The 19,335-nt window shown below is 61.9% G+C and carries 16 protein-coding genes; 5 read left to right on the top strand and 11 right to left on the bottom strand.

The window, feature by feature from the left end:
* Positions 1–20: 20 nt before the first annotated feature.
* The 9 genes from raiA to JO015_09820 form a co-directional block, all read right to left on the bottom strand.
* Positions 21–659 carry a ribosome-associated translation inhibitor RaiA gene (gene raiA / locus JO015_09860; GenBank protein ID MBV9999404.1) on the bottom strand — a complete coding sequence of 213 codons (639 nt, stop codon included), beginning with the start codon at positions 657–659 and terminating at the stop codon, positions 21–23.
* 159 nt (positions 660–818) lie between these two features.
* Positions 819–1,601, bottom strand: coding sequence for an LPS export ABC transporter ATP-binding protein (lptB, locus tag JO015_09855; GenBank protein MBV9999403.1), 783 nt, complete (start codon positions 1,599–1,601; stop codon positions 819–821).
* Positions 1,588–2,268 (bottom strand): hypothetical protein, encoded by a 681-nt coding sequence (locus JO015_09850; protein ID MBV9999402.1) that lies wholly within the window; start codon positions 2,266–2,268, stop codon positions 1,588–1,590. Before JO015_09850 ends, lptB begins: the two co-directional genes overlap by 14 nt.
* Positions 2,269–2,309: 41 nt before the next feature.
* Positions 2,310–2,813: an LPS export ABC transporter periplasmic protein LptC gene (gene lptC, locus JO015_09845; protein MBV9999401.1), complete on the bottom strand. Its 504-nt coding sequence runs from the start codon at positions 2,811–2,813 to the stop codon at positions 2,310–2,312.
* Entirely contained in the window at positions 2,797–3,612 is an 816-nt protein-coding gene (gene kdsA / locus JO015_09840; GenBank protein ID MBV9999400.1) for a 3-deoxy-8-phosphooctulonate synthase, read from the bottom strand. Before kdsA ends, lptC begins: the two co-directional genes overlap by 17 nt.
* 122 nt (positions 3,613–3,734) lie before the next feature.
* Positions 3,735–4,205 (bottom strand): DUF1844 domain-containing protein, encoded by a 471-nt coding sequence (locus JO015_09835; protein ID MBV9999399.1) that lies wholly within the window; start codon positions 4,203–4,205, stop codon positions 3,735–3,737.
* A 15-nt stretch (positions 4,206–4,220) separates the two neighbouring features.
* Complete coding sequence (locus tag JO015_09830; protein MBV9999398.1) at positions 4,221–6,734, bottom strand: insulinase family protein; 2,514 nt, start codon at positions 6,732–6,734, stop codon at positions 4,221–4,223.
* Positions 6,735–6,747: 13 nt separating this feature from the next.
* Entirely contained in the window at positions 6,748–7,152 is a 405-nt protein-coding gene (locus JO015_09825) for a hypothetical protein (GenBank protein ID MBV9999397.1), read from the bottom strand.
* A gap of 210 nt (positions 7,153–7,362) precedes the next feature.
* Positions 7,363–7,716: a zinc ribbon domain-containing protein gene (locus tag JO015_09820; GenBank protein ID MBV9999396.1), complete on the bottom strand. Its 354-nt coding sequence runs from the start codon at positions 7,714–7,716 to the stop codon at positions 7,363–7,365.
* Between the two features lie 132 nt (positions 7,717–7,848).
* Here JO015_09820 and JO015_09815 point away from each other — a divergent pair, with 132 nt between their 5' ends.
* The 5 genes from JO015_09815 (at position 7,849) to prfB (ending at position 14,707) form a co-directional block, all read left to right on the top strand.
* A complete protein-coding gene (locus JO015_09815) occupies positions 7,849–8,460 on the top strand; it encodes a L,D-transpeptidase family protein (GenBank protein ID MBV9999395.1) in 612 nt (203 codons plus the stop codon).
* A 537-nt stretch (positions 8,461–8,997) separates the two neighbouring features.
* On the top strand, positions 8,998–9,999 hold the full coding sequence (dhaK, locus tag JO015_09810) for a dihydroxyacetone kinase subunit DhaK (protein MBV9999394.1): 1,002 nt from the start codon (positions 8,998–9,000) through the stop codon (positions 9,997–9,999).
* 30 nt (positions 10,000–10,029) lie between these two features.
* The gene (dhaL, locus tag JO015_09805; protein MBV9999393.1) at positions 10,030–10,683 is read left to right on the top strand and encodes a dihydroxyacetone kinase subunit L; all 654 of its coding nucleotides are present in this window, start codon (positions 10,030–10,032) and stop codon (positions 10,681–10,683) included.
* Positions 10,684–10,722: 39 nt separating this feature from the next.
* Positions 10,723–13,284, top strand: a complete 2,562-nt coding sequence (gene ptsP / locus JO015_09800; GenBank protein ID MBV9999392.1) for a phosphoenolpyruvate--protein phosphotransferase — start codon at positions 10,723–10,725, stop codon at positions 13,282–13,284.
* A gap of 286 nt (positions 13,285–13,570) precedes the next feature.
* Positions 13,571–14,707 carry a peptide chain release factor 2 gene (gene prfB, locus JO015_09795; GenBank protein ID MBV9999391.1) on the top strand — a complete coding sequence of 379 codons (1,137 nt, stop codon included), beginning with the start codon at positions 13,571–13,573 and terminating at the stop codon, positions 14,705–14,707.
* Between the two features lie 128 nt (positions 14,708–14,835).
* On the opposite strand, the gene JO015_09790 is transcribed toward prfB, so the two are convergent.
* Positions 14,836–15,612, bottom strand: coding sequence for a dienelactone hydrolase family protein (locus JO015_09790; GenBank protein ID MBV9999390.1), 777 nt, complete (start codon positions 15,610–15,612; stop codon positions 14,836–14,838).
* A gap of 122 nt (positions 15,613–15,734) precedes the next feature.
* Positions 15,735–19,100 carry an extracellular solute-binding protein gene (locus JO015_09785; GenBank protein ID MBV9999389.1) on the bottom strand — a complete coding sequence of 1,122 codons (3,366 nt, stop codon included), beginning with the start codon at positions 19,098–19,100 and terminating at the stop codon, positions 15,735–15,737.
* Positions 19,101–19,335: the final 235 nt, after the last annotated feature.

Here is a 19,335-nt window from a genome sequence, read left to right as displayed (position 1 = left end):
CCAGCCGGTCAGCGGAGAAATCACCGGTCGAAAGTCGGCTCGATTAGGCCAAAATCGCCGCTCTTTCGTCGGTAGAGGACATTGACCTTATCGGATTTCGCGTTCAGGAACACCAAAAACTGCTTGGTCGACATTTCCATCTGGAGGACGGCTTCGTCGACGAACATCGGCTTCACCGGGTACTTCTCCGTATGGATCACCTCCGGCCCGCCAGCACCGTCCTGCCCGGCCGCAGGCAGGGGCGCCGGTTCATCCGCCAGGACCGCTTCGACCGTTGCTTTCGGCTCCGTCCATTGCCAGCGCAAAATTTGTTCCTCCAAATGCCTGACCGCCTGCTTGCGCGGCCGGTGATTTTGCATCAGACGCGTTTTGTACTTGCGCATCTGCCGCCCGATCCGATCAACCACCTGATCGATTGACGCATACATGTCGGAACTAACCGCACTTGCCTCGATGGTAATATGGTTGCTGCAATGCAGAATCACCTCCGCCAAGTGTCGATACTTCTGGACGTCTAGGATCACCTGCACTTCGATGATTTTCGGATAATCGAGGTGCAATGTGGCCACTTTCCGACGGCAATACTCTTTCATTGCCTCGGTGACGCTGACATGCCGGCCAGTTACCTGGATAGGTGGATTCGCATTTCTAATCTGCATACGAGGTCTCCATGTGATGATTAAGAGGACCAGCTCCCGGTGCACAAGAGGTCACGGGAGTGGCGTTTGCGATGGCTGGGAGGTGAAGGGGGCCGCTGAGCCCGACAGCATGAGAACCGATCGGCTCAACTGAGGTCATGATTCTGGTCAGGTGACCCCTCACATTCTGAAACGTTCTCCCAGGTAGAGGTGGCGGCTTACGGGGTCGTTAATCAGGAACTCCCGCGTGCCGTGGCTCTCTACTCTTCCGTCATAGATCAAATATGCCCGGTCGACAATCTCTAAAGTCTCCCGGACGTTGTGATCAGTGATCAGGATGGCCAGGCCGGACTTCTTCAGATTGGAAATGTGCTGCTGAATTTCCGCCACGGCGATGGGATCGACGCCGCTGAAGGGTTCGTCCAGCATCATCAACCGCGGATTGGTCACCAGCGAGCGGGCGATCGTCAGCCTGCGCTTTTCACCGCCGCTCAGGGTAAGGGCCTGATTTCGGGCCAGATTTTCGATGCCGAACTGCCGCAGCAATTCCTCGCACCTCAGCCGCCGCGCTTTGCGGGAGATGGGCAGCGTTTCGAGGATGGCGAGGATATTCTCCTCGACCGTCAGTTTCCGAAAGATCGATTCTTCCTGGGGCAGGTAGCCCATGCCCAGCTTGGCCCGGCGATGCATGGGGAGCTTGGTTACGTCACGCTCCCGAAAGAGCACCCTGCCCCCGTTGGGCCGTACCAACCCGACGATAAGGTAAAACGTGGTCGTTTTACCGGCCCCGTTCGGGCCGAGCAACCCGACCACCTCCCCCTCGTTTACGTGGATGTCGATGCCGTTGACGACGGCACGGCCCCCGTAGATTTTTACCAGTTTCTCGGTCTGCAGGACTCGGTTACCGGTCTCCTGAACGGTTTCCACGTCAGGAAAAGGTGCGGTTAAGTTACTGGGCGGCATTCGTCTGGGACTTGTTCGGCTCCGTTTTCTCTTGAATGAGGGTTCGGGTGCTTCCGTACGTTTTCATCCGGCCGTCGCGGTACAGCACCATTTTTACGTTCGGCTCGATCGCAATGTGGGTATTAAGCCCCTGGGTTACCTGCGGCCATCCGAGCAGGGTGACCGAACCGTCCTTGGGCTCGTAAATCGCGCGTTCAGACTGGCCGGTGGAACGCACCGGCTGCGCCGGTTGTCCCGGCGGCGCCCCCGGCTGGGCCCCGGCCGCGGCGGCCGCGGCGGCCGGAGTCTGCCCGGCCGGCGCACCCGCAGGCGGTGGCTTGGGCTGGTTCATATGAACGATCATCACGTGACCCTCGGCTTCCGCACTTTGCAACCCGCCACCGTCCTGTTCACGATTCAAATGCACCGTGAGCTTGTCGGAGGTCATCGTGAAGGACGGATCGATCACCTTGACGTTGCCGACGAAAACCGCGCTCCGTGATTGCGAGTCGAATTGCGCCTCCTCTTTCGCCGTGATCTCGGTCGGTCCCTTCGCCTCCTGCTGGCTGTCGCCGAACAGGTCGTTGCCGTTCCGGTCGTTCTTTTTCGGGCTGGCGGCGGCCACCGCGGCCGCCTTGGGCGCCGCCTTTGCGGGGCGCCGGTCCTGCGCGCGACCCGTTACAGCCATTACCCAACAACCCACCGTCAAAATGCAAAACCAGTACTTCATCAGGGTGCCTGAGCCGCCGGATCGCGTTTCTCCTGTTTCTGGTCGAGCTCATTCCGGTTGTAGATGAGCATATGGATGTTGCCGGTGACGCGACCCTGGCGCGTCTTGGAATTGAACTCCAGGCCATTCCCGGTGAGCTTGAAATCGCTCCTCGTGATCACGACCGGCTCGTTACTCCGGATCACGTTGTTCTGCAGATTCATGGTCGAATTCCTGAGGTCAATCTTCACCTCCGGTAGCGAAGTTTGCTGGTTGTAGGTTTGGATCGACGCGGTCTGCATCTGCACATTCTGGACGTCAAGCCGCGTTGCGGTTTCAATGTCGAACAGAATGTCCATTTTACCTTCGTTGTTCCGTACAGGCAGGTGCAACCCCTTAACCTCGTGTCCCACCGGTACGGGGATATCCAACCTGCGCCCCGACGCTGCGTCCTGAGCGAACGACGCAGCGACCAGCGTCCCGGTTACGCCCAATGTCGCGCACGTCCTAACGTACGATTTCATGAATTTCGGTGAGCCTGCGAAGGAGGTGCGGCAACTCCTGGAAGCGGATCTGGTTAGGTCCGTCCGAGAGCGCGGCACCCGGATCGTAGTGCGTCTCAATAAACACCCCGTCGCACCCGGCTGCAACGGCTGCCCGTGCGAGGACCGGGGCGAGCACGCCGTCGCCTCCGCTCCGATCGCCACCGGCGCCGGGACGCTGAACGGAATGGGTGGCGTCGAAGATTACCGGGTAACCCTGCTCGCGTATCCAGTAAAGCGAACGCATGTCCGCCACGAGATTCTGATAACCAAAACTGGCCCCGCGTTCCGTGAAGACGTACTGCCGGCAGCCGAACGTTTCGAGTTTCTCGGCGATGTTTTTCACGTCCCAGGGCGCCAGAAACTGCCCCTTCTTCACGTTAACCGGGCGCCCCGTTTCGGCGGCCGCTTGCAAGAGATCCGTCTGGCGGCACAGAAAAGCGGGGATCTGCAGCAGGTCAACGTAGCGGCCGGCCACCTTTGCTTCTTCCGCCGAGTGTACGTCCGTCGTTACCGGCCGGCCCGTAGTTTCCCTCACCTCAGCGAGCAGCTCGCAGCCGGCTTCCAGCCCGAGACCGCGAAAAGACCGGACGGAGCTGCGGTTTGCCTTGTCGTAGGAAGCTTTGAAGATGAAGGGCACCCTGAGCTTCCGGCATGCCTTATCAAGGTCACCGGCAAGGTTGCGGACAAACCCCTCCGACTCCATGACGCAAGGCCCGAGCACAAAAGCGAGCGCGCTGCCCCCAAACTCGACGTCACCTACAACGCAGGTTCTCGACATGCGGCAAACTCGCTGGGATGCGCCCCGGTTGAGCGGAAGGCCCGGCCGCGGCAACCTGTCTTACACCGGCGTCGAGACCTCCCGAAGACCTTCGCCGCGAAGTGATTACACCACGGCCGCCGTCATGAGCCATAGCTCTTGACGAACTTCTTGCGTGACTCCGTCGCCGGCGCCGGCTCCACCTTGCCAGGATCCGCATCCGGCGGCGGCTGCTGCTCGGCGATGGCCTCCGGACGCGAGACCTGGCCCGGTCCGGCCGCCGCCTCGGGGGCGGACGACGTCGCGGCCGGCGGTTCACCACGCCCTTCCCGTTTCCGCACAGCCTCCACAAAGGCGATCTGCAGGTTGGCGATCGTGCCGTTAAGGATGCGGGCTTCGTCTGAATTCAGGTTTCCGCTCGTCTTATCCTGGAGCATGACGAGCTGGTCGATCAATAACTGCGCCATATCCAGGTTGACCTCGGGCTTACCCGTTTGCGGATGCGGGATCTGGCCGAGCATAAATGCGGCGTTCTGAGCGTGCATCAGAACAAATTCGATGAATCGCTGGGTCATCTCGCCTGCGGACGTGACCGTGTGCTGGTATTCTGCCATACTGATCGAATAGGGTTAAGGTTTAACAATGACTGTTACCGATGGTTTATCCATTAAATATTTACGGCAGATTGCCTGGACGCTCTCCAGCGTCAGCGCGCCGATGGCCTCCTGGCGGGCTTCCTGGTAACGCGGACCGAGCCCGTACAGAACATTCAACGCCGTCGCGTGCGCGTATCCGTCCAGGTTTTGTTTTTGGAAGGCATACTGAGCCTGCAACCGGGCCTTCGCCCGCTCAAACTCGCGCTCGCTGAGCCCGTGCTCCGCGATCAGTTTCACCTGTTCGTGGCAGAGCTCCGCAACGCGTTCGACGGCGTTCGGGCTCGTCGCGGCATAAACGGTAAACAAGCCCGGCGCAAGCCCCAGCGACAGGGACGTCCCCACTGAATATGCGAGCCCCAGCTCCTCCCGAATCCGGATGAAAAATCGGGAGCTCGAGTCACCGGTGGCTTCATCCAGCAGCTCGAAGGCGACGCGGTCGGGGTCGTAAAGTGAGCACGCCAGAAATCCGATCATCGTGATGGCCTGGTTACGCTGGTCCCGGTGCGTGATTCGCTCGTCCTCAAGCGGCTGCGCGGGCGGTACGTCTGCAGCGACCCCCGTCCTCTCCCGGGGCATGGCGGGCAACCGGGCGGTGAGCTGATCCAGCAGGCGGTTCCGGTCAAACTGGCCGCTGAAGGCAAGCAGCCCGGACCCCCCAAGCACGGTGCGCTCGTTCATCGCGTGCAGATCGCCTTGCGTCAGCCGCCCCACGGAATCGACCGTGCCCAACACGTTGTGCGCATAGGGATGATCCCGGTAAACGGCACGGCGCAAAATGCGGCGGGCGACCATGTACGGTTGCGCGTCGTCGGCCCGGATCGCGGCGAGCTGGCTTTCACGCTCCCGTTCCAGTACTCCCGGCGGGAAAACAGGTTCCGCGAGCACGTCCGCGAAAATGTCGAGCAACCGGTCGCTGTCCGCCGCCAGCGTGTTGATCGTGAGTCGCACCGAGTTGTAGCCGGAATCTCCGAAAAGTGAGCCGCCGAGGCTTTCGATTTGTTCGGCTAATACCGCCGGATTCCGGCGCCGGGTCGCCTTTACCGCGCACTGCGAGTGCAGTCGCGCCAAACCGCCCTGCCCGGGACCTTCCGCCAGCACCCCGCCACGAAAAATCGCGGACGCATGCAGGAGAGGCAAACGAGCGTCCGGAATCAGCAGCACCTCCCCATGAGGCGCCAAAGTTACGATCTCCGGCTCCGCCGGGAGTGGTCGCCGGACCGGGCGCGCCTTCGGGGCAAGGTGGGGCTGCAGGCTGGTGAAGGAGAGGTTATCCTCTACCAGGAATCGGTCGCAGACATCCGCGACTTGTTCCCGGGTCACTTCCCAAACTTTTTCCAGGTACCGATGGCTGTAGTTGACGTTGCGGGTATACAGCCAGTTCAGGCCGGCGTCGGTGGCTATGCCTTTGACCGTCTGCAACTGCTCGATCGCGGTGACCCAGATCACGCGCTTGGCCTTCTCCAGCTGCGCTTGTTCCAGGGCGTGGCGCCGCCATTGCCGCAGCGCTGACATCACCTCGTGTTCAACCGAGTCAAGCCCCTTCTCCGCACACGTTCCGGAAATCGTCAAGAGCCCCGGAAACGCCGGCGTATAGCTGAATGCGTTGATTCCGTACACGAGACCCCGCTCCTGCCGTAGCGATTTGTAAAGGACCGAGCTGACACCCCCGCCCAAGATCACGGAAGTGATGTCCAGCGCGGGCGTATCCGGGCTGAACAGCGGCGGGATATGGAACGCCAGGTTGAAGTAGCCAAGCTCGGCATCGAACACCCGGCTCCTGGATCGGCGCCCCTGCTGGCGCGGTTCTTCCGGCAAGACGGCGGCCTCGAGGGGCGCCGGCTGGGCGAAACTAAATGCCCGTTCCACTTCATCCCGGACGGCCTCCGGGGCAAAGTCGCCGGCAACAACCACGAACACATTGTTCGGGACGTAGCGGCGGCGGTAATAGTCCATTACCGCGGCATGGTTCAGGCGATCGAATATCTCCCGCAGACCGATGACGGGGAACCGGCAGGGATGGGCCTGGTATGCCGTTGCAAACGTCAATTGGCTCAGCAGCCGGTCCGGGTCGTCATACCCCATCTCAAACTCGCGCCGGATAACGTCCATTTCGCGCTCCAGCTCGGCGGGTTCGATCGACGACCGGAAGGTCATGTCGGCTAAAACTTCCAAGGACGGCCCCAGCGCAGACCGGGGACAATCAACCCAGTATACCGTCCGATCGAAGGACGTGTAGGCGTTCAGATAACCGCCATGCCGGTGGATCTCTTCGGCAATCCGGACTGCGCTGCGCTGCGCCGTCCCTTTGAATAACATGTGTTCGAGGAGGTGCGTCAGGCCGGACCCGGCCCACGCACCCTCATTGATGCTGCCGGTCTCGCACCATACCTGGATACTGGTTGCCTCGGTACCGGGCCGCTCAACCGCCAGGATCGTCGTGCCGTTCGCAAGTTCGTGCTGCGTCGTCCGCAGTTCCGTAAACTCCATCGATCCAGCGCCCCTAAGATTTCCCCTTCGACGAGGTTCGCACCGGCTCGAAGGGTTGCACAAACGCAACCTGAAAATCGAGCCCGCCCCGGAAATCCTCCAGCGAATCGGATTCCGTCTTACCGAAGACACCGGCTTCGATGAGGTTGAAGACAATTTGACCCACATCCTCCGAGGCTCGGATTCCCCAGTAATCCAGCACCGTCGACGTCATCGGCCCGAATTCCTTCAGGGCAAACTGGCGAAAACCGTCGAGAAGCTCGGCAGCATTAACGTGGTGGCTGGTCTCCGCCAGGGCCCGCTTGCGCTGCTTGATGGTAAACTCGAGGGCCTCCTTGACGAACCGATACGCTTCCCGGTCGTACCGAGGGTTATGTTCGACGATCTGATCGACAATCTCGTTGAAGGACTTCTGCATGGATGATTTTACTTGCTTTCAACCTGCGCCGGCACCTTGCCCGCCGCACGAAAGTGCTGAACGATTGCGCCCACAAAAAGGGCAAGGCACAACCCCAGGATGAGAACCTGTTCGCGCCGGGTTAATCGAAACATACGACAGAAATGATGCGGCCGGCATGAAGGTGAATAGATATCATCGCCGTCAAGCTGCGACAACCCTCGACACCACTCAGCTCTTGGCCGGTGTGCCGCCGCCGGCGGTACCCGTGGAACCACCGGGTTTGCTTCCGCTGTTGCTCCCGCCACCGGTACTACCGCCATTCCCGCCGCTGCCCGCGCTCGAACCCGACTCTTTCTTGGCCGCTTCTTTGTAGCTTGGGCTCCGGTAATCCGTGATGTAAAAACCTGAGCCTTTAAAAATCAGGCCGGCGCCGGTCCCGAGCAGGCGCTTCACCGGACCCTGCTCCCACTCCGGCTGGCGGCAGAGCTCTTTCGGGCAAACCTTGTAGGCAGGGTCTTTCATCGATTGAAACGCCTCAAAATTCTGCCCGCACTTCTCGCAACGGTACTCGTAGGTCGGCATAGATGAACCCGGAATATAGCAGCAAAAGCCCTTTGGGACAACGCGGCCCCCGTTTTCACGGTTTTCAAATCATAAACAGCGGCTTGACCTTCCTGAATAAGTTGTCTATGTCAGCGCTCCTGCTTTAAGCCTATGATGTACTTCCGTCGTATCGCGTTGGTCGCGGCCGCGCTCGTGCTGTCCGCCTGCGGAAACAACGAAAAGGCGCGAATCGCGAACCCGAACACGTCGTATTTGCCGACGACCGGCTCCCTGGCCACCGCGCAGGGCCCCGCGGACGGGTACGATCCGATTTCTTATTGGGACGGGGACGGTGTTCAAGGTCCTGCCTCCGTGGTTATTTATCTGAACGAGCAACGGGCCTATTTTTACAAGGGGGACCAACTCGTCGGCGTGTCGCAGGTTTCTGCCGGGCGTGAAGGATATAACACGCCGCCGGGCAGCTATAAGATCATGCAGAAAGATCGGGACCACGCGTCCAACCTCTACGGGGACTATGTGGACGTGGCCGGCAACGTCATCCAAAAAGACGTCTCCATAGGCAAGGATCCGAAGCCGCCCGGGGCACTCTTCAAAGGTGCGCCAATGCCGTTTTTCATGCGCATCACCGGCGGCGTGGGCATGCATGAAGGTTATCTGCCGGGCTATCCCGCATCCCACGGATGCATTCGAATGCCGGGCAAGATGGCCGAGATCTTTTTCAGCAACGTCGACATCGGCACCCCGGTCACGATCATGAGGTAAAGCGAAAGCTCGGTCACACGGCGGGCGCGGCGGGTTGGGCGGGCACGACGTAAGAGTTCACACGGTCACGCCACGGGCACCACGTAAGAGTTCACACGGCGAACACGGCGGGCCACGGCGACCACGGCGGGAAGAGGAACGACTTCGGAGTTCGGGGCTCGGGGTTCGGGGTTCGGAGGCGTCGTATCAACGGGTCCGATCTCCCTGAAGGGTCAGGCTCACCCGGCGGGAAAACGGAATCATCCGCAGAAGAACGCAGAAAAGGATCCAGAAACCCTGGGCTTGACACCGGCAACCGGCCCCCGTGCTGCCGCTCCGAACTCCGAACTCCGAACTCGTTCCTCCTCCCGCCGTGGTCGCCGTGGCCCGCCGTGTTCGCCGTGTGAACTCTTACGTCGTGCCCGTGGCGTGACCGTGTGAACTCTTACGTCGTGCCCGCCCAACCCGCTGTGCCCGCCGTGTGACCGAACTCCGAACTCGACACTCGACGCTCGGCCGCCGCCGGGTATAGTGGACGCGACCGACGTCCCCTCCCCCGTGAAAAAGCTCATTAACTCTGTTGAAGACGTTGTCGAAGAAGCTATGGCCGGCTTGGCGGCCGCTTATGATGGCATCCTGACGGCGCACTTCGGTCCTAACTTCCTGAAGCGAACGGATGCACCCGTAAAAGGTAAGGTTGCCGTGATCTCCGGTGGCGGAAGCGGCCATGAACCGCTCCACGGCGGGTTCGTGGGCCGGGGCATGCTGGACGCCGCCTGTCCGGGGGCGGTGTTTACCAGCCCGACGCCGGACCAGATGCTTGCCGCCACCGAAGCGGTGGATGGCGGGAAGGGTGTGCTTCACATCGTGAAGAACTACACCGGTGACGTGATGAATTTTGAGATGGCCGCGGACCTTGCCCGGGATCAAGGCATCGCGGTCGAAGCGGTGGTGATCAACGATGACGTCGCCGTTAAGGATAGCCTTTACACCGCGGGACGGCGCGGGGTCGGGGCCACCGTGCTCGCCGAAAAAATCTGCGGCGCAGCTGCCGAGGAAGGCCGGTCCCTTGAGCAAGTGGCCGCCCTTTGCGGCAAGGTGAACGCGGCTGGACGAAGCATGGGTATGGCCCTGACGTCATGCACCGTCCCGCACGCCGGTAAGCCGACGTTCGAACTGGCCGAGGATGAGATGGAAATGGGCATCGGGATCCACGGCGAACCGGGTCGTGAGCGGATGAAGATACGGCCGGCTGACGAGGTCACCGAAATGCTTTTGCAGCCGCTCCTGGATGACCTCGCGCCCGGATCGCAGGATGAAGTGCTGCTCTTCGTGAACGGCATGGGTGGGACGCCCCTGTTGGAACTGTTTATTCTCTATCGAAAGGCGCAAGAGATCCTGCGGAACCGGGGCATCAGCGTGGCGCGCTCCTTGGTTGGGCCTTACATCACCAGCCTGGAAATGGCGGGAGCCTCGATGACCCTTCTCCGACTCGATGATGAGCTTAAGCATTTTTGGGATGCCCCGGTCTGCACGCCGGCCCTGCGCTGGGGCCTCTAGGCCGGGAACCAGGGTGCGCCGGAGTTAGTTATGGCGAACGGGATCACCACCGCTACCGCGCTTCGCTGGCTCGAGCGTTACGCCGGGATCCTGGCGGAAAACAAGGATCACCTCACCGCCCTGGATTCCGCCATCGGCGACGCCGACCACGGGGCCAACATGCACCGCGGATTTCAGGCCGTCCTAGCGAAACTCCCGGGATTGGAAGGCAAGGATCCGGGCGAAGTATTCAAGGTAACCGCCATGACCTTGATCAGCACCGTCGGCGGTGCGAGCGGGCCGTTGTACGGCACCTTCTTTTTGCAGGCCGGCGCCGGACTGGCCGGGCGTCCAACCCTCAGTCCGCAGGAGTTTGCCGCCGGGTTGGAAAAGGGCGTAGCCGGCGTGATTCAGCGCGGCAAAGCCGCCGCCGGGGACAAAACGATGGTTGACGTGCTTGAACCGGCGGTCGCGGCGTTGCGAAAAGCGGCGGAGGCCGGCGAGCTTACCCCGTCAGCCCTGGCCGAGGTGGCGGCGCAGGCCCAGGAGTGCGCAAAAGCGACGATCCCGTTGCTGGCCCGCAAGGGGCGCGCGAGTTACCTGGGAGAACGCAGCCGGGGGCACCAGGACCCGGGCGCAACGTCCGCCGCGTACCTTTTCACGGCGTTGGCGGAAACGTTCGCCCTGCAGACGCCGAAGCCATAACCGGGATCCGTCCGGACCGCGTTCGAGATGGGATCATCGATGGTCGGCCTGATCCTGGTTTCACACAGCCGTAAGCTCGCCGTCGCGGCAGCGGAACTCGCCAGGCAAGCCACCGGACCGGAATTGCCGGTGGCGGCCGCGGGGGGAACCGGCGAGGACCACCGGGAACTTGGCACGGACGCACTGGACATTCTCGAGGCGATCCAGGCGGTGCTATCCGATGCCGGGGCCGCCGTCCTGATGGATATGGGCAGTGCGGTCCTGAGCGCGCAGACCGCCCTGGATCTGCTGGATGAAACCCAACGGCCCCGCGTCCGCTTATGCTCAGCTCCTTTGGTTGAAGGGGCAATTGCTGCGGCAGTACAGATTCGCATCGGATCCCCCCTTGCACAGGTGGTCGCCGCCGCCGCAGCAAGCCTCACGCCCAAGCAGGAACAATTGGGCGATGCCGAAGCGCGGGACCTGGGTCCGCAACCCGATCCTTCCAGGTCGCCCGCGCAACTGCCCGAGGAAGAGATTGAACTAAGGATCGAGAACGCCCATGGACTGCACTTGCGGCCGGTCGCAGCTCTCCTCGGCGTCCTGGCCGGACTCGATGCTCAGGTCCGTGTGGAAAATCTGACCAAAAAGCGCGGGCCGGTCGAGGCGCGCAGCCTCGTGGAAATCGCCCGCCTGCAACTTTCGTACGGTGACCGTGCCCGCTTTCAATTGGCAGGGCTGCAGGCGGAGGAGGCAGGCCGGCGGATTCGCTCACTCGCGGCTCAACGATTCGGGGAGGAAGCCTCCGGCACCGAACCTGGAGGTCCGGCGGCGCCCGATGCGCAGTCCGGCAGGGGCTTGTTGTTCACCAGTTCGATCGGGGTCGCAATCGGCCGGCCGTTCTGGATTGATCAGGATAACCTCGCACCACTGGCCGAGGTCGCTGATGAACCCGTCTCGCCGCCCGGGATCCCTGCAGAGCTCGATAAACTCGCGCGCGGATTGGCGGCGGCCGTTCGAGCGCTGAAAGACAAGCTGCGCATGGGGGATGATAGTTCCTTCGGCAAACAGCAACGCCCCATGGTCGAAGCGCAGGTGTTGATCGTGGGTGATCCGTATCTCAGGGACCAGGCTGAGGCTCGCGTCCGCGAGCAACGCAGGTCAGCCGCACGCGCCTGGGTCGAGACCATGGCCGAGCAGGCCTCCCTGCAGGAACAGGCCGACGATTCGTACTTCCGTGAGCGCGCCGCCGACTTTCGTGAACTGGGCTGGCTCGTACTCAGGCATTTGCCCGGCGCTTCCGCCGGACCCGCCGCCCGCCAGTTGCCGGACGAACCGTTCGTGCTCGTGTGCGAGGAACTCTCCCCTTCCCTGCTCGACCAGGTTCGTTCGTCATGGCTCCAGGGCGTGTTGCAACTGGGCGGCGGTCCTTTCTCGCACGGATCCATCCTGGCTCGGGCCGCCGGGATTCCCTGCCTTGGCGGGGCCCGCGATGCCGCCCCGCAACTCCGGCAAGCCCGCCAGGTCGCCTTCGACGCGGGGGCCACCCAGATCTGGACGGATCCGGATCCCGCCACTGTCGCCTACGTGCGTGAGCGCCGCGAGTCGGCTGAAAAAGCTCAAGCCCAATGGCGGGCACAGCCACCCGGCCCTGCCGTTACCGTCGACGGTGCTATGATCCGCGTTCTGGCCAACGTCAACTCCGCTCAAGAGGTCCAATCCGCCGTGGCCGAAGGCGCAGACGGAATCGGCCTGTTGCGCGTAGAGTTCCTGTTTCAGCAGTTCAGGACATCGCCGGACGAATCGGCGCAGTTTGCGTTGCTGCATCAACTCCTTGAGCCCTGGGATGATCGGCCCGTCGTGATTCGGTTGCTTGATGCCGGCGCCGATAAATCCGTTCCGTTTCTTGGCGTCGGCGCCGAAGCAAATCCGTTCCTGGGCATTCGCGGGATTCGGCTTCTCCTGCGGCACCCGGAATTCCTCCGTGCCCACCTGCGGGCGCTCCTGCGCCTGGCGAATAATCGCAACCTGAGCGTGATGGTTCCCATGGTGGCTGACGCGGTGGACCTGCTGGATACACAACGCACGCTGGTCGAGGAGCACCATGGCTTGCGCGAACGCGGCGTTGCTCACAAATGGCCCTTGTCCGTCGGCGCCATGGTCGAGACCCCGGCCGCGGCGCTCAGCATCGGTTCGCTGGCCGCGGCAGCGGATTTCTTCAGTCTGGGAACCAACGACCTGGTTCAATACCTTCTCTGCGCTGAACGCGGGCACCCGGGCCTGGGCGCATTTCAGGACGGACTGCATTCCGCCGTTCTGAAAACCATTCGCATGACAACGGGCGACACCCGCGCGGCGTCGCGGTCCTTGTCGATCTGCGGCGAACTGGCGGGTGACCCTGAGGCGATTCCGCTTCTGCTGGGGTGCGGTTTGCTCTCCCTGAGCGTCGGCCCCCGGGTAGTCGCCCGGACGAAGGCCATCGTGCGCACGCTCCACGTGGAAAGGTGCCGTGCCGCCTGCGAAACGCTGGTCCAAAGCGGGGCCGTACGCGGCGAAGAGGTGCGCCGCTTCGTTCGTACGCAGTTTCCTGAACTGGCCGCCTTCGGACGCGGCACAACGTAAGAGTTCACACGGCGACCACGGCGGGAAGACAAAATCATCCGGTCCCCGAATTCGGGCCCTGGCGAGGATGCGCCGTCTCCGCCCCGGGGCAAAGACGGCGCAAGTGCCCGGCGTGCCTGCCAGCAGCCCTCATCTGCGGCATTCTTCTCCCCGCCGTGATCGCCGTGGCCCGCCGTGGCCCGCCGTGTGAACTCTTACGTTGTGCCCGCCAAACCCGCAGTGCCCGCCGTGTGACCCTTTACAGGGACGCTGATCTCACTCAGTTTAATCCACCTTATGGAAATCGATTTCCAAGCCATTCGCATCGATCAACTCAAGTCCCGCATCGGCGAGCTTCGGAGGTATCTTTGACTACGCCGCCCTACAACGGCGACTTCAGGACCTGGAAGAGCAGATGGCCGCGCCTGATTTCTGGGACCGTAAGGAACAGGCGCAAAAGATCATCGATGAAACCACCGCAGTGCGCTCCAGGGTGCAACCGCTCGGCGAGTTGATCCGGAAAGTGGACGACCTCGAAGTGTTGCGGGACCTGACGCAGGAAGAAGCCAACCACGCGGCGCAACTCGCCGCCTTTCAGGATTTGCAAAACGAATACGCGGCGGTGACGCGCGGGCTGGATGATTTTGAGTTAAAAATGCTCCTGTCCGGGGAGTTTGACCGGAACAATGCGTTTCTTACGATCCACGCTGGCGCAGGCGGCACAGAATCGTGCGACTGGGCGGATATGCTCCTTCGCATGTACCAGCGCTGGATTGAAAGGAACGGGTATTCGAGCCAGATCGTCGACATCCAGCAGGGAGAAGGGGCCGGGATCAAGTCGGCGACCCTGCTTGTGGCCGGTGAATTCGCCTACGGCTACCTCCAGACTGAGCGCGGCGTCCATCGCCTGGTTCGCATCTCGCCATTTGACGCCAACAAGCGGCGCCACACCTCATTCGCAAGCGTCGATGCGGTCCCTGAACTTAAGGATGACGTCGACATCGAGATCAAGGAGAGCGACCTGCTCTTCGATACGTTCCGCAGCGGCGGCAAAGGCGGGCAGAACGTGAACAAGGTGGAAACCGCCGTGCGCATCACCCACGTTCCGACCGGTATTGTCGTCGCATGCCAGGCGGAGCGCAGCCAGGGACGGAATCGCCAGATGGCTTTGAACATGCTCAAGGCCAAGCTTTACCAGGTTGAGCAGGACAAAAAACGGGCCGAACTCGACCGGCAGTATGGTGAGAAGGGCGACATTGCCTGGGGCAGCCAGATCCGCTCCTATGTGTTTCAGCCTTACCAGATGGTTAAAGACCATCGAACCGGGGTAGAAACGAGTAACGTGCAGGGCGTGATGGATGGTGACCTCGACGCGTTTATTGAAGGCAAACTGCGCGGCCTCACGTACAAAAAGGGTACCGGAGACGGGGATGACGAGGTTTAGGCCGTAAAACCGTCCCCTCCCCTCGGCGACCGACGCCGGCGCAGCCAACTCGCCTCAAACGCCGAAGGCCCGGGCTGCCCTTCGTTTGAGGCGGGCCCAAACGGTGCCAGCCGGGGCCACGCGCACCATCACCCGGCCCGGACCGGCTCGGCGACTGCCTCGCCATCGTTCAACCTGCGCTTGAACATCTCCACCGCCATGCCGTACACGATGCGGGCCGCCACAGGATCATAACGGTATCCCTCATCGCGCATGAAGGCGTGGGCGCCGTTAAATTCATGCCAGCTGAAGTTCAGGTTCGCGTCGGCCAGCGCATTGTAGATGATCGCACGTCCTTCGCGCGGCACGTGCGGGTCCTGACGTCCGAACACCATCAGGAGTTCGCCACGGATCTCCGGAACACGCGCCAGAGAGTCGTCTTTCATTCCCTTGCCCAGGCGACCGTTGTGAATATCAGTGGGATAACAACAGGTCGCAGCGAGCACTTCAGGATTCATTGCTGCTCGAAACGCAAGGTGACCTCCGATACAGAAACCCATGACGCCCAATCGGCCGGTACACTGTGGATGTGATTTCAGGTAGCTGAGCGCCGCACGCGCGTCGGTGTCGTAACTCGCCAGTTCCTTCCCGTATTTGTCGGCGTTCCCGCGATCCGCACCGGCCTGATCGTACGGGAGAACGGTTCCAGGCGCTTCCAGTTCGTGAAAAATTTCGGGTATTCCGACGACGAAGCCGTGCCCGGCCAGCAACGCCGCACTACGCCGGATCGGGCCGGTTGCCTGGAAGATCTCGGAAAACAAGACGATTCCAGGGTAGCGGCCGTCGGCTGCGGGACGCAGCACGTAAGTTCTCATCGGGCCATTCGGCGTTTGCAGGTCGATTTGTTCGTCGTCTCTGATAGTCATAGTTGAAAATGTCGTAAACGGATACACTGACGATTGCCGGCCTTGCTCCCGATTGCGCGCCCGCGTTCAACAGGTGCGCGCAATTCGGGATCGACCACGATGGATCGGGGCAGCCACTACCCCTATCGCAACCACGCCTCAACCCGCCGGTTTTCCTGGCGGCCCTGGTCGCTGTCGTTGGGAGCAACGGGCAGAGCCATGCCGTACCCCGTAACCAATGCCGGGCTGATGCCGTGCTTTCTGAACAGTTCCGCGACCTCCTTCGCCCGGTCCTTGGAAAGCGCCACATTCCACCTGGCGCTACCCTTGTTGTCGGAGAAACCGAACAGCAGGAGTTGGCGCCGCTGGTATTGCGGATTCCGCAGGATCTCGACCATCCGCTCAAGGTCTCGCCTCGACTTTTCATCCAGACGCCGGCTGCCGGCGCTGAAACGAAATGTTACGTTCAATTTTCCGGCACCCTGGACTTGGCGCGCGTAGTCTGGCGGCGCATCGGGCGGCAACGGCGGGCTGTCCATCAATTCGATCTTTCGTCCGCCGAGATCAACCCTTTCCACCGCCTCCGGGCTCATCTTCTGGGCTGCCTGCACCAGTGCCCCGGTGAAATTATCGGTGTTGCGGTCGGCCATGTAGGCGGCCACCGCATCATTAAACGCCTGTTGGAAGCTGGCCGGTGCGGCCGACCCGTGGACGCAACTGGGCAGCAGTTTGTCCTCGGCGAAATCGGTCATCGACCACTGATGATAAAGGTCAAATCCCGCCCGTTCCACGTCAGTACGCGCCGGAATCGAACCCTTCTGAGCGCTGAAGGTTCGTTGGGCGTCTTTGCTGCCGATGCTCTTGAGCCACGCGATCGCCGACTCTTTGTGCGGCGCCCCTTTCGCCAGGGTGAAGCTGTCCGACACCAGCATGAAATCACCGTCTGTCCCCGGGAAACTCACCCAGCCGAAATCGACGTTTTCCTGGAGTCGCGCTTTTATGAACTCCCCGTCGGCCCAGTCGCCCATGCAGCTGAAACCCACTTTGCCGTCCATTAGGCGCTTGATGGCCTGATCCCAGGTCAGAGCCGCATGGTCGTTATTGAAGTAATCCTGCATCCGTCCGAAGTATTCGACGGCCTGTTTGACCGCCGGATCATCCCAACGCCGGCGCCCGCTGAACAGGTCCGACCAACCCTGCGGTCCCACCACCCCCAGCAGCGTGTTCTCAAACAGTTGCGCTGAAGCCCAGATGCCCGCGTCCCCCACTCCCAGCGCCGGCACGCCGGCAGCCTTTAATTTTTCGCAATCGGCAAAAAACTCATCAAAGCTCAGCTTCGGTCCGATTGTAATACCCTGCTGGGCGAGCAGCTTCTTGTTGTACCAGAGCACATTGCCGCGGTGGATGCCGACGGGCACAGCGTAGGGTTGGCCGTTCTTCGTGACCAGATCCACCAGCGCTTTGGGGAACGCCTTGTCCCAGCCTTCGCTGCGAAACAACTCGGAGAGCGAGTCGCAGTAGCCCGGCGTAACGTATTGGCCCAGCAACTCCCACCCGGGATGGGTCTGCCACGTATCCGGCGGATTGTTAACCGCCAGGCGGGTTTGCAGCACCGGCCTCGCCGCCGATCCGCCCCCGCCGGCCACCGTGGCGTTGATCACCGCCACCCCGGGGTAGGCAGTCTGGTAGGTACGCACCAGCGCGTCGAGGGCTGCCGCTTCACCCCCCGATGTCCACCAGGAAAAGACTTCCAACTTTGGCCGGGCGAAGTCCAGGAACTTGCGCACCCACGGGTTTTTCGGTTCAACCGCGCTGTAGAGCAAAAGTTGGCGCGAAAGCGGGTACTCCTGGCTGACGATCGAAAACGGGGTGGCCATTACCGGCGCGGCGCCCGGTTCACCCAGGGCGACTGCTCTTGCTCCGCGTACAAACCCCATGCCGGCAAAACCGATCCCGTTGTTATCGGTTGCCACGTCATCGGAAAGCTTTGCATTACTCTCGTAACGCAAGGCTCGCGGGGAAAGGTTCCGGGAGCCCAGGACGAGCGCCTTGAACGTGTCGAAGGTGCCGGACCGATCGCCCATGGCGTATAGATTGATGCCGCCCGGCCGGCCCCCGACCTGTGACCAATCGGTGATTTTACCGCTGAAAATGTCGGCCAGCTGCTCTTTATTCAACGCGCCGATCGGGTTGGACTTGTGAACCAGGATCACGATGGCGTCCAAACCCAGCAGGTGTTCGCCCCCGGCCGAAACCAGGTCGCCGAGCCCTGCACGCGCGCACCGCTGCGCTTCCTCGGCCTTGATCCGTCGTGACGACATGCCGATGTCGCAGGCGTCAGCCGCCAGATCGTCAAACGCCGCTTTGGAGCCATGGCCCTGGATTTCAATGACCACCGATTCCGCCGATTCATCCGGCAGGACGGCGTCCAGATTGGTTTCATCCTCCCTGAGCCCCGGCTTGCGCTGCACCGAGATGGCGCCCTCGTGCTTCAGGAATTCCTCGGCGATGGCCGGGGCGAGTTCAGCGCCGATCGTGTTCGACCCATGGAGCCTGAGCGCAACTCGGCGTCCCCCGGCAGGTCCAGGCGTCGCGGCAACGGCCGGGCTCGCGGCAACAACCGGGGTCGCGGCGGGAGCCGGTCCGGGCGCCGCTTCAGTCGGCGTTGCCGCGTTGACCGCCGCAGGGGAGGGCGACGGCACTGCGGGTGCGGCCGGCGTAGCTGCGGCTGCCGCCACGGTTGCAGCCGGTGACGGCGCAACCGACGCGGCCGGCGAGGCCGTCGGCACCGGTGGAGCTTGTGAAGGCGACGCCGCCGCCAGCGCCGCCGGCGTCGGTACCGCCGGACCGGCAGGCGCAGCCACTGGTCCGCCGGGCGAAGCGGCGATCACGCGCAGGTTGGCAAATTGCCAGACCGTCGGGCTTCCTTCGGCCGAGGTACCCGAAATTCCTATGCACCCCCCGCCCCGAGGCGGCTGGCCGTTGAAGGTCAGGATCGAAGTGTCGTTGATGTAGATGATCGCCTGATGGCTTGTGGTCACCAACCGCAGCCGGTTGACTTGCCCCAGGCCCTTGTTGAGGGCGTTGGTCTCGGTCCAGTTGATCGGATTAAGCCACCGGTCCGTCACGTACCGGCTGATCTTGAACCTGCCATTCGCGTTGACGCACAAGCAGTAAAAATTACTGTAGTCCTTCGCCCAGAAGATCAGTCCACCCGGCACCTCGGTCGCTCCGTCGGTGATGGTGACGTCCAGCGTTATTTCCGCATCCTCGAAGACCTGCGATTGGTTGAGAATGTTTTGGGACGTGTTAGGCGCAGGCTTAAGAACCAGCTTGCCGTCCTGGACGCGGATGATGTCACCCGGGGTGCCCCAGGTCGGGTCTAGGTTGGTGAAATCATCGGCGTAAAGAACTTCGCCGGCGCGAGCCGCTACCCAGGCTCCCAAGGAGAGCAACAACGCAACCAGCATCCAGACGCGAAAAACGTGTGTCCTAAACTTCGACTTCATGATGCGGCATACCTCAGGGCTTAAATTGTATGACTTGTCTCGGTTGTAACGGTTGTATCAACCCCTGGCGGCATCGATCCGATTTATGGATTGCGATCACCGCGATTCGCATTCCTGTTCGACGGACTGGGGAAATCCGACGCCGGCCCAAACGCACCATCATGGCCCCATTTGCGAAATCTTAAAAAAGCTAAACGACTCCCCGTTGTCTTGGCACGCTTTTTTTTAAAGTGCG

It is taken from the genome of Verrucomicrobiota bacterium (genome assembly GCA_019247695.1).
Lineage (GTDB): Bacteria > Verrucomicrobiota > Verrucomicrobiia > Chthoniobacterales > JAFAMB01 > JAFBAP01.
This window is presented reverse-complemented; position numbering and strand designations above follow the sequence as displayed.

Excerpts from the sequence above, each read along its gene's own strand:
- JO015_09835 (MBV9999399.1), bottom strand. The coding sequence starts at position 4,205 with ATGGCAGAATACCAGCACACGGTCACGTCCGCAGGCGAGATGACCCAG.
- lptB (MBV9999403.1), bottom strand. The coding sequence starts at position 1,601 with ATGCCGCCCAGTAACTTAACCGCACCTTTTCCTGACGTGGAAACCGTT.
- JO015_09820 (MBV9999396.1), bottom strand. The coding sequence starts at position 7,716 with ATGCCGACCTACGAGTACCGTTGCGAGAAGTGCGGGCAGAATTTTGAG.
- JO015_09825 (MBV9999397.1), bottom strand. The coding sequence starts at position 7,152 with ATGCAGAAGTCCTTCAACGAGATTGTCGATCAGATCGTCGAACATAAC.
- lptC (MBV9999401.1), bottom strand. The coding sequence starts at position 2,813 with ATGAAATCGTACGTTAGGACGTGCGCGACATTGGGCGTAACCGGGACG.
- JO015_09815 (MBV9999395.1), top strand. The coding sequence starts at position 7,849 with ATGATGTACTTCCGTCGTATCGCGTTGGTCGCGGCCGCGCTCGTGCTG.
- raiA (MBV9999404.1), bottom strand. The coding sequence starts at position 659 with ATGCAGATTAGAAATGCGAATCCACCTATCCAGGTAACTGGCCGGCAT.
- dhaL (MBV9999393.1), top strand. The coding sequence starts at position 10,030 with ATGGCGAACGGGATCACCACCGCTACCGCGCTTCGCTGGCTCGAGCGT.
- JO015_09830 (MBV9999398.1), bottom strand. The coding sequence starts at position 6,734 with ATGGAGTTTACGGAACTGCGGACGACGCAGCACGAACTTGCGAACGGC.
- JO015_09790 (MBV9999390.1), bottom strand. The coding sequence starts at position 15,612 with ATGACTATCAGAGACGACGAACAAATCGACCTGCAAACGCCGAATGGC.
- JO015_09785 (MBV9999389.1), bottom strand. The coding sequence starts at position 19,100 with ATGAAGTCGAAGTTTAGGACACACGTTTTTCGCGTCTGGATGCTGGTT.
- kdsA (MBV9999400.1), bottom strand. The coding sequence starts at position 3,612 with ATGTCGAGAACCTGCGTTGTAGGTGACGTCGAGTTTGGGGGCAGCGCG.
- ptsP (MBV9999392.1), top strand. The coding sequence starts at position 10,723 with ATGGTCGGCCTGATCCTGGTTTCACACAGCCGTAAGCTCGCCGTCGCG.
- JO015_09850 (MBV9999402.1), bottom strand. The coding sequence starts at position 2,268 with ATGGCTGTAACGGGTCGCGCGCAGGACCGGCGCCCCGCAAAGGCGGCG.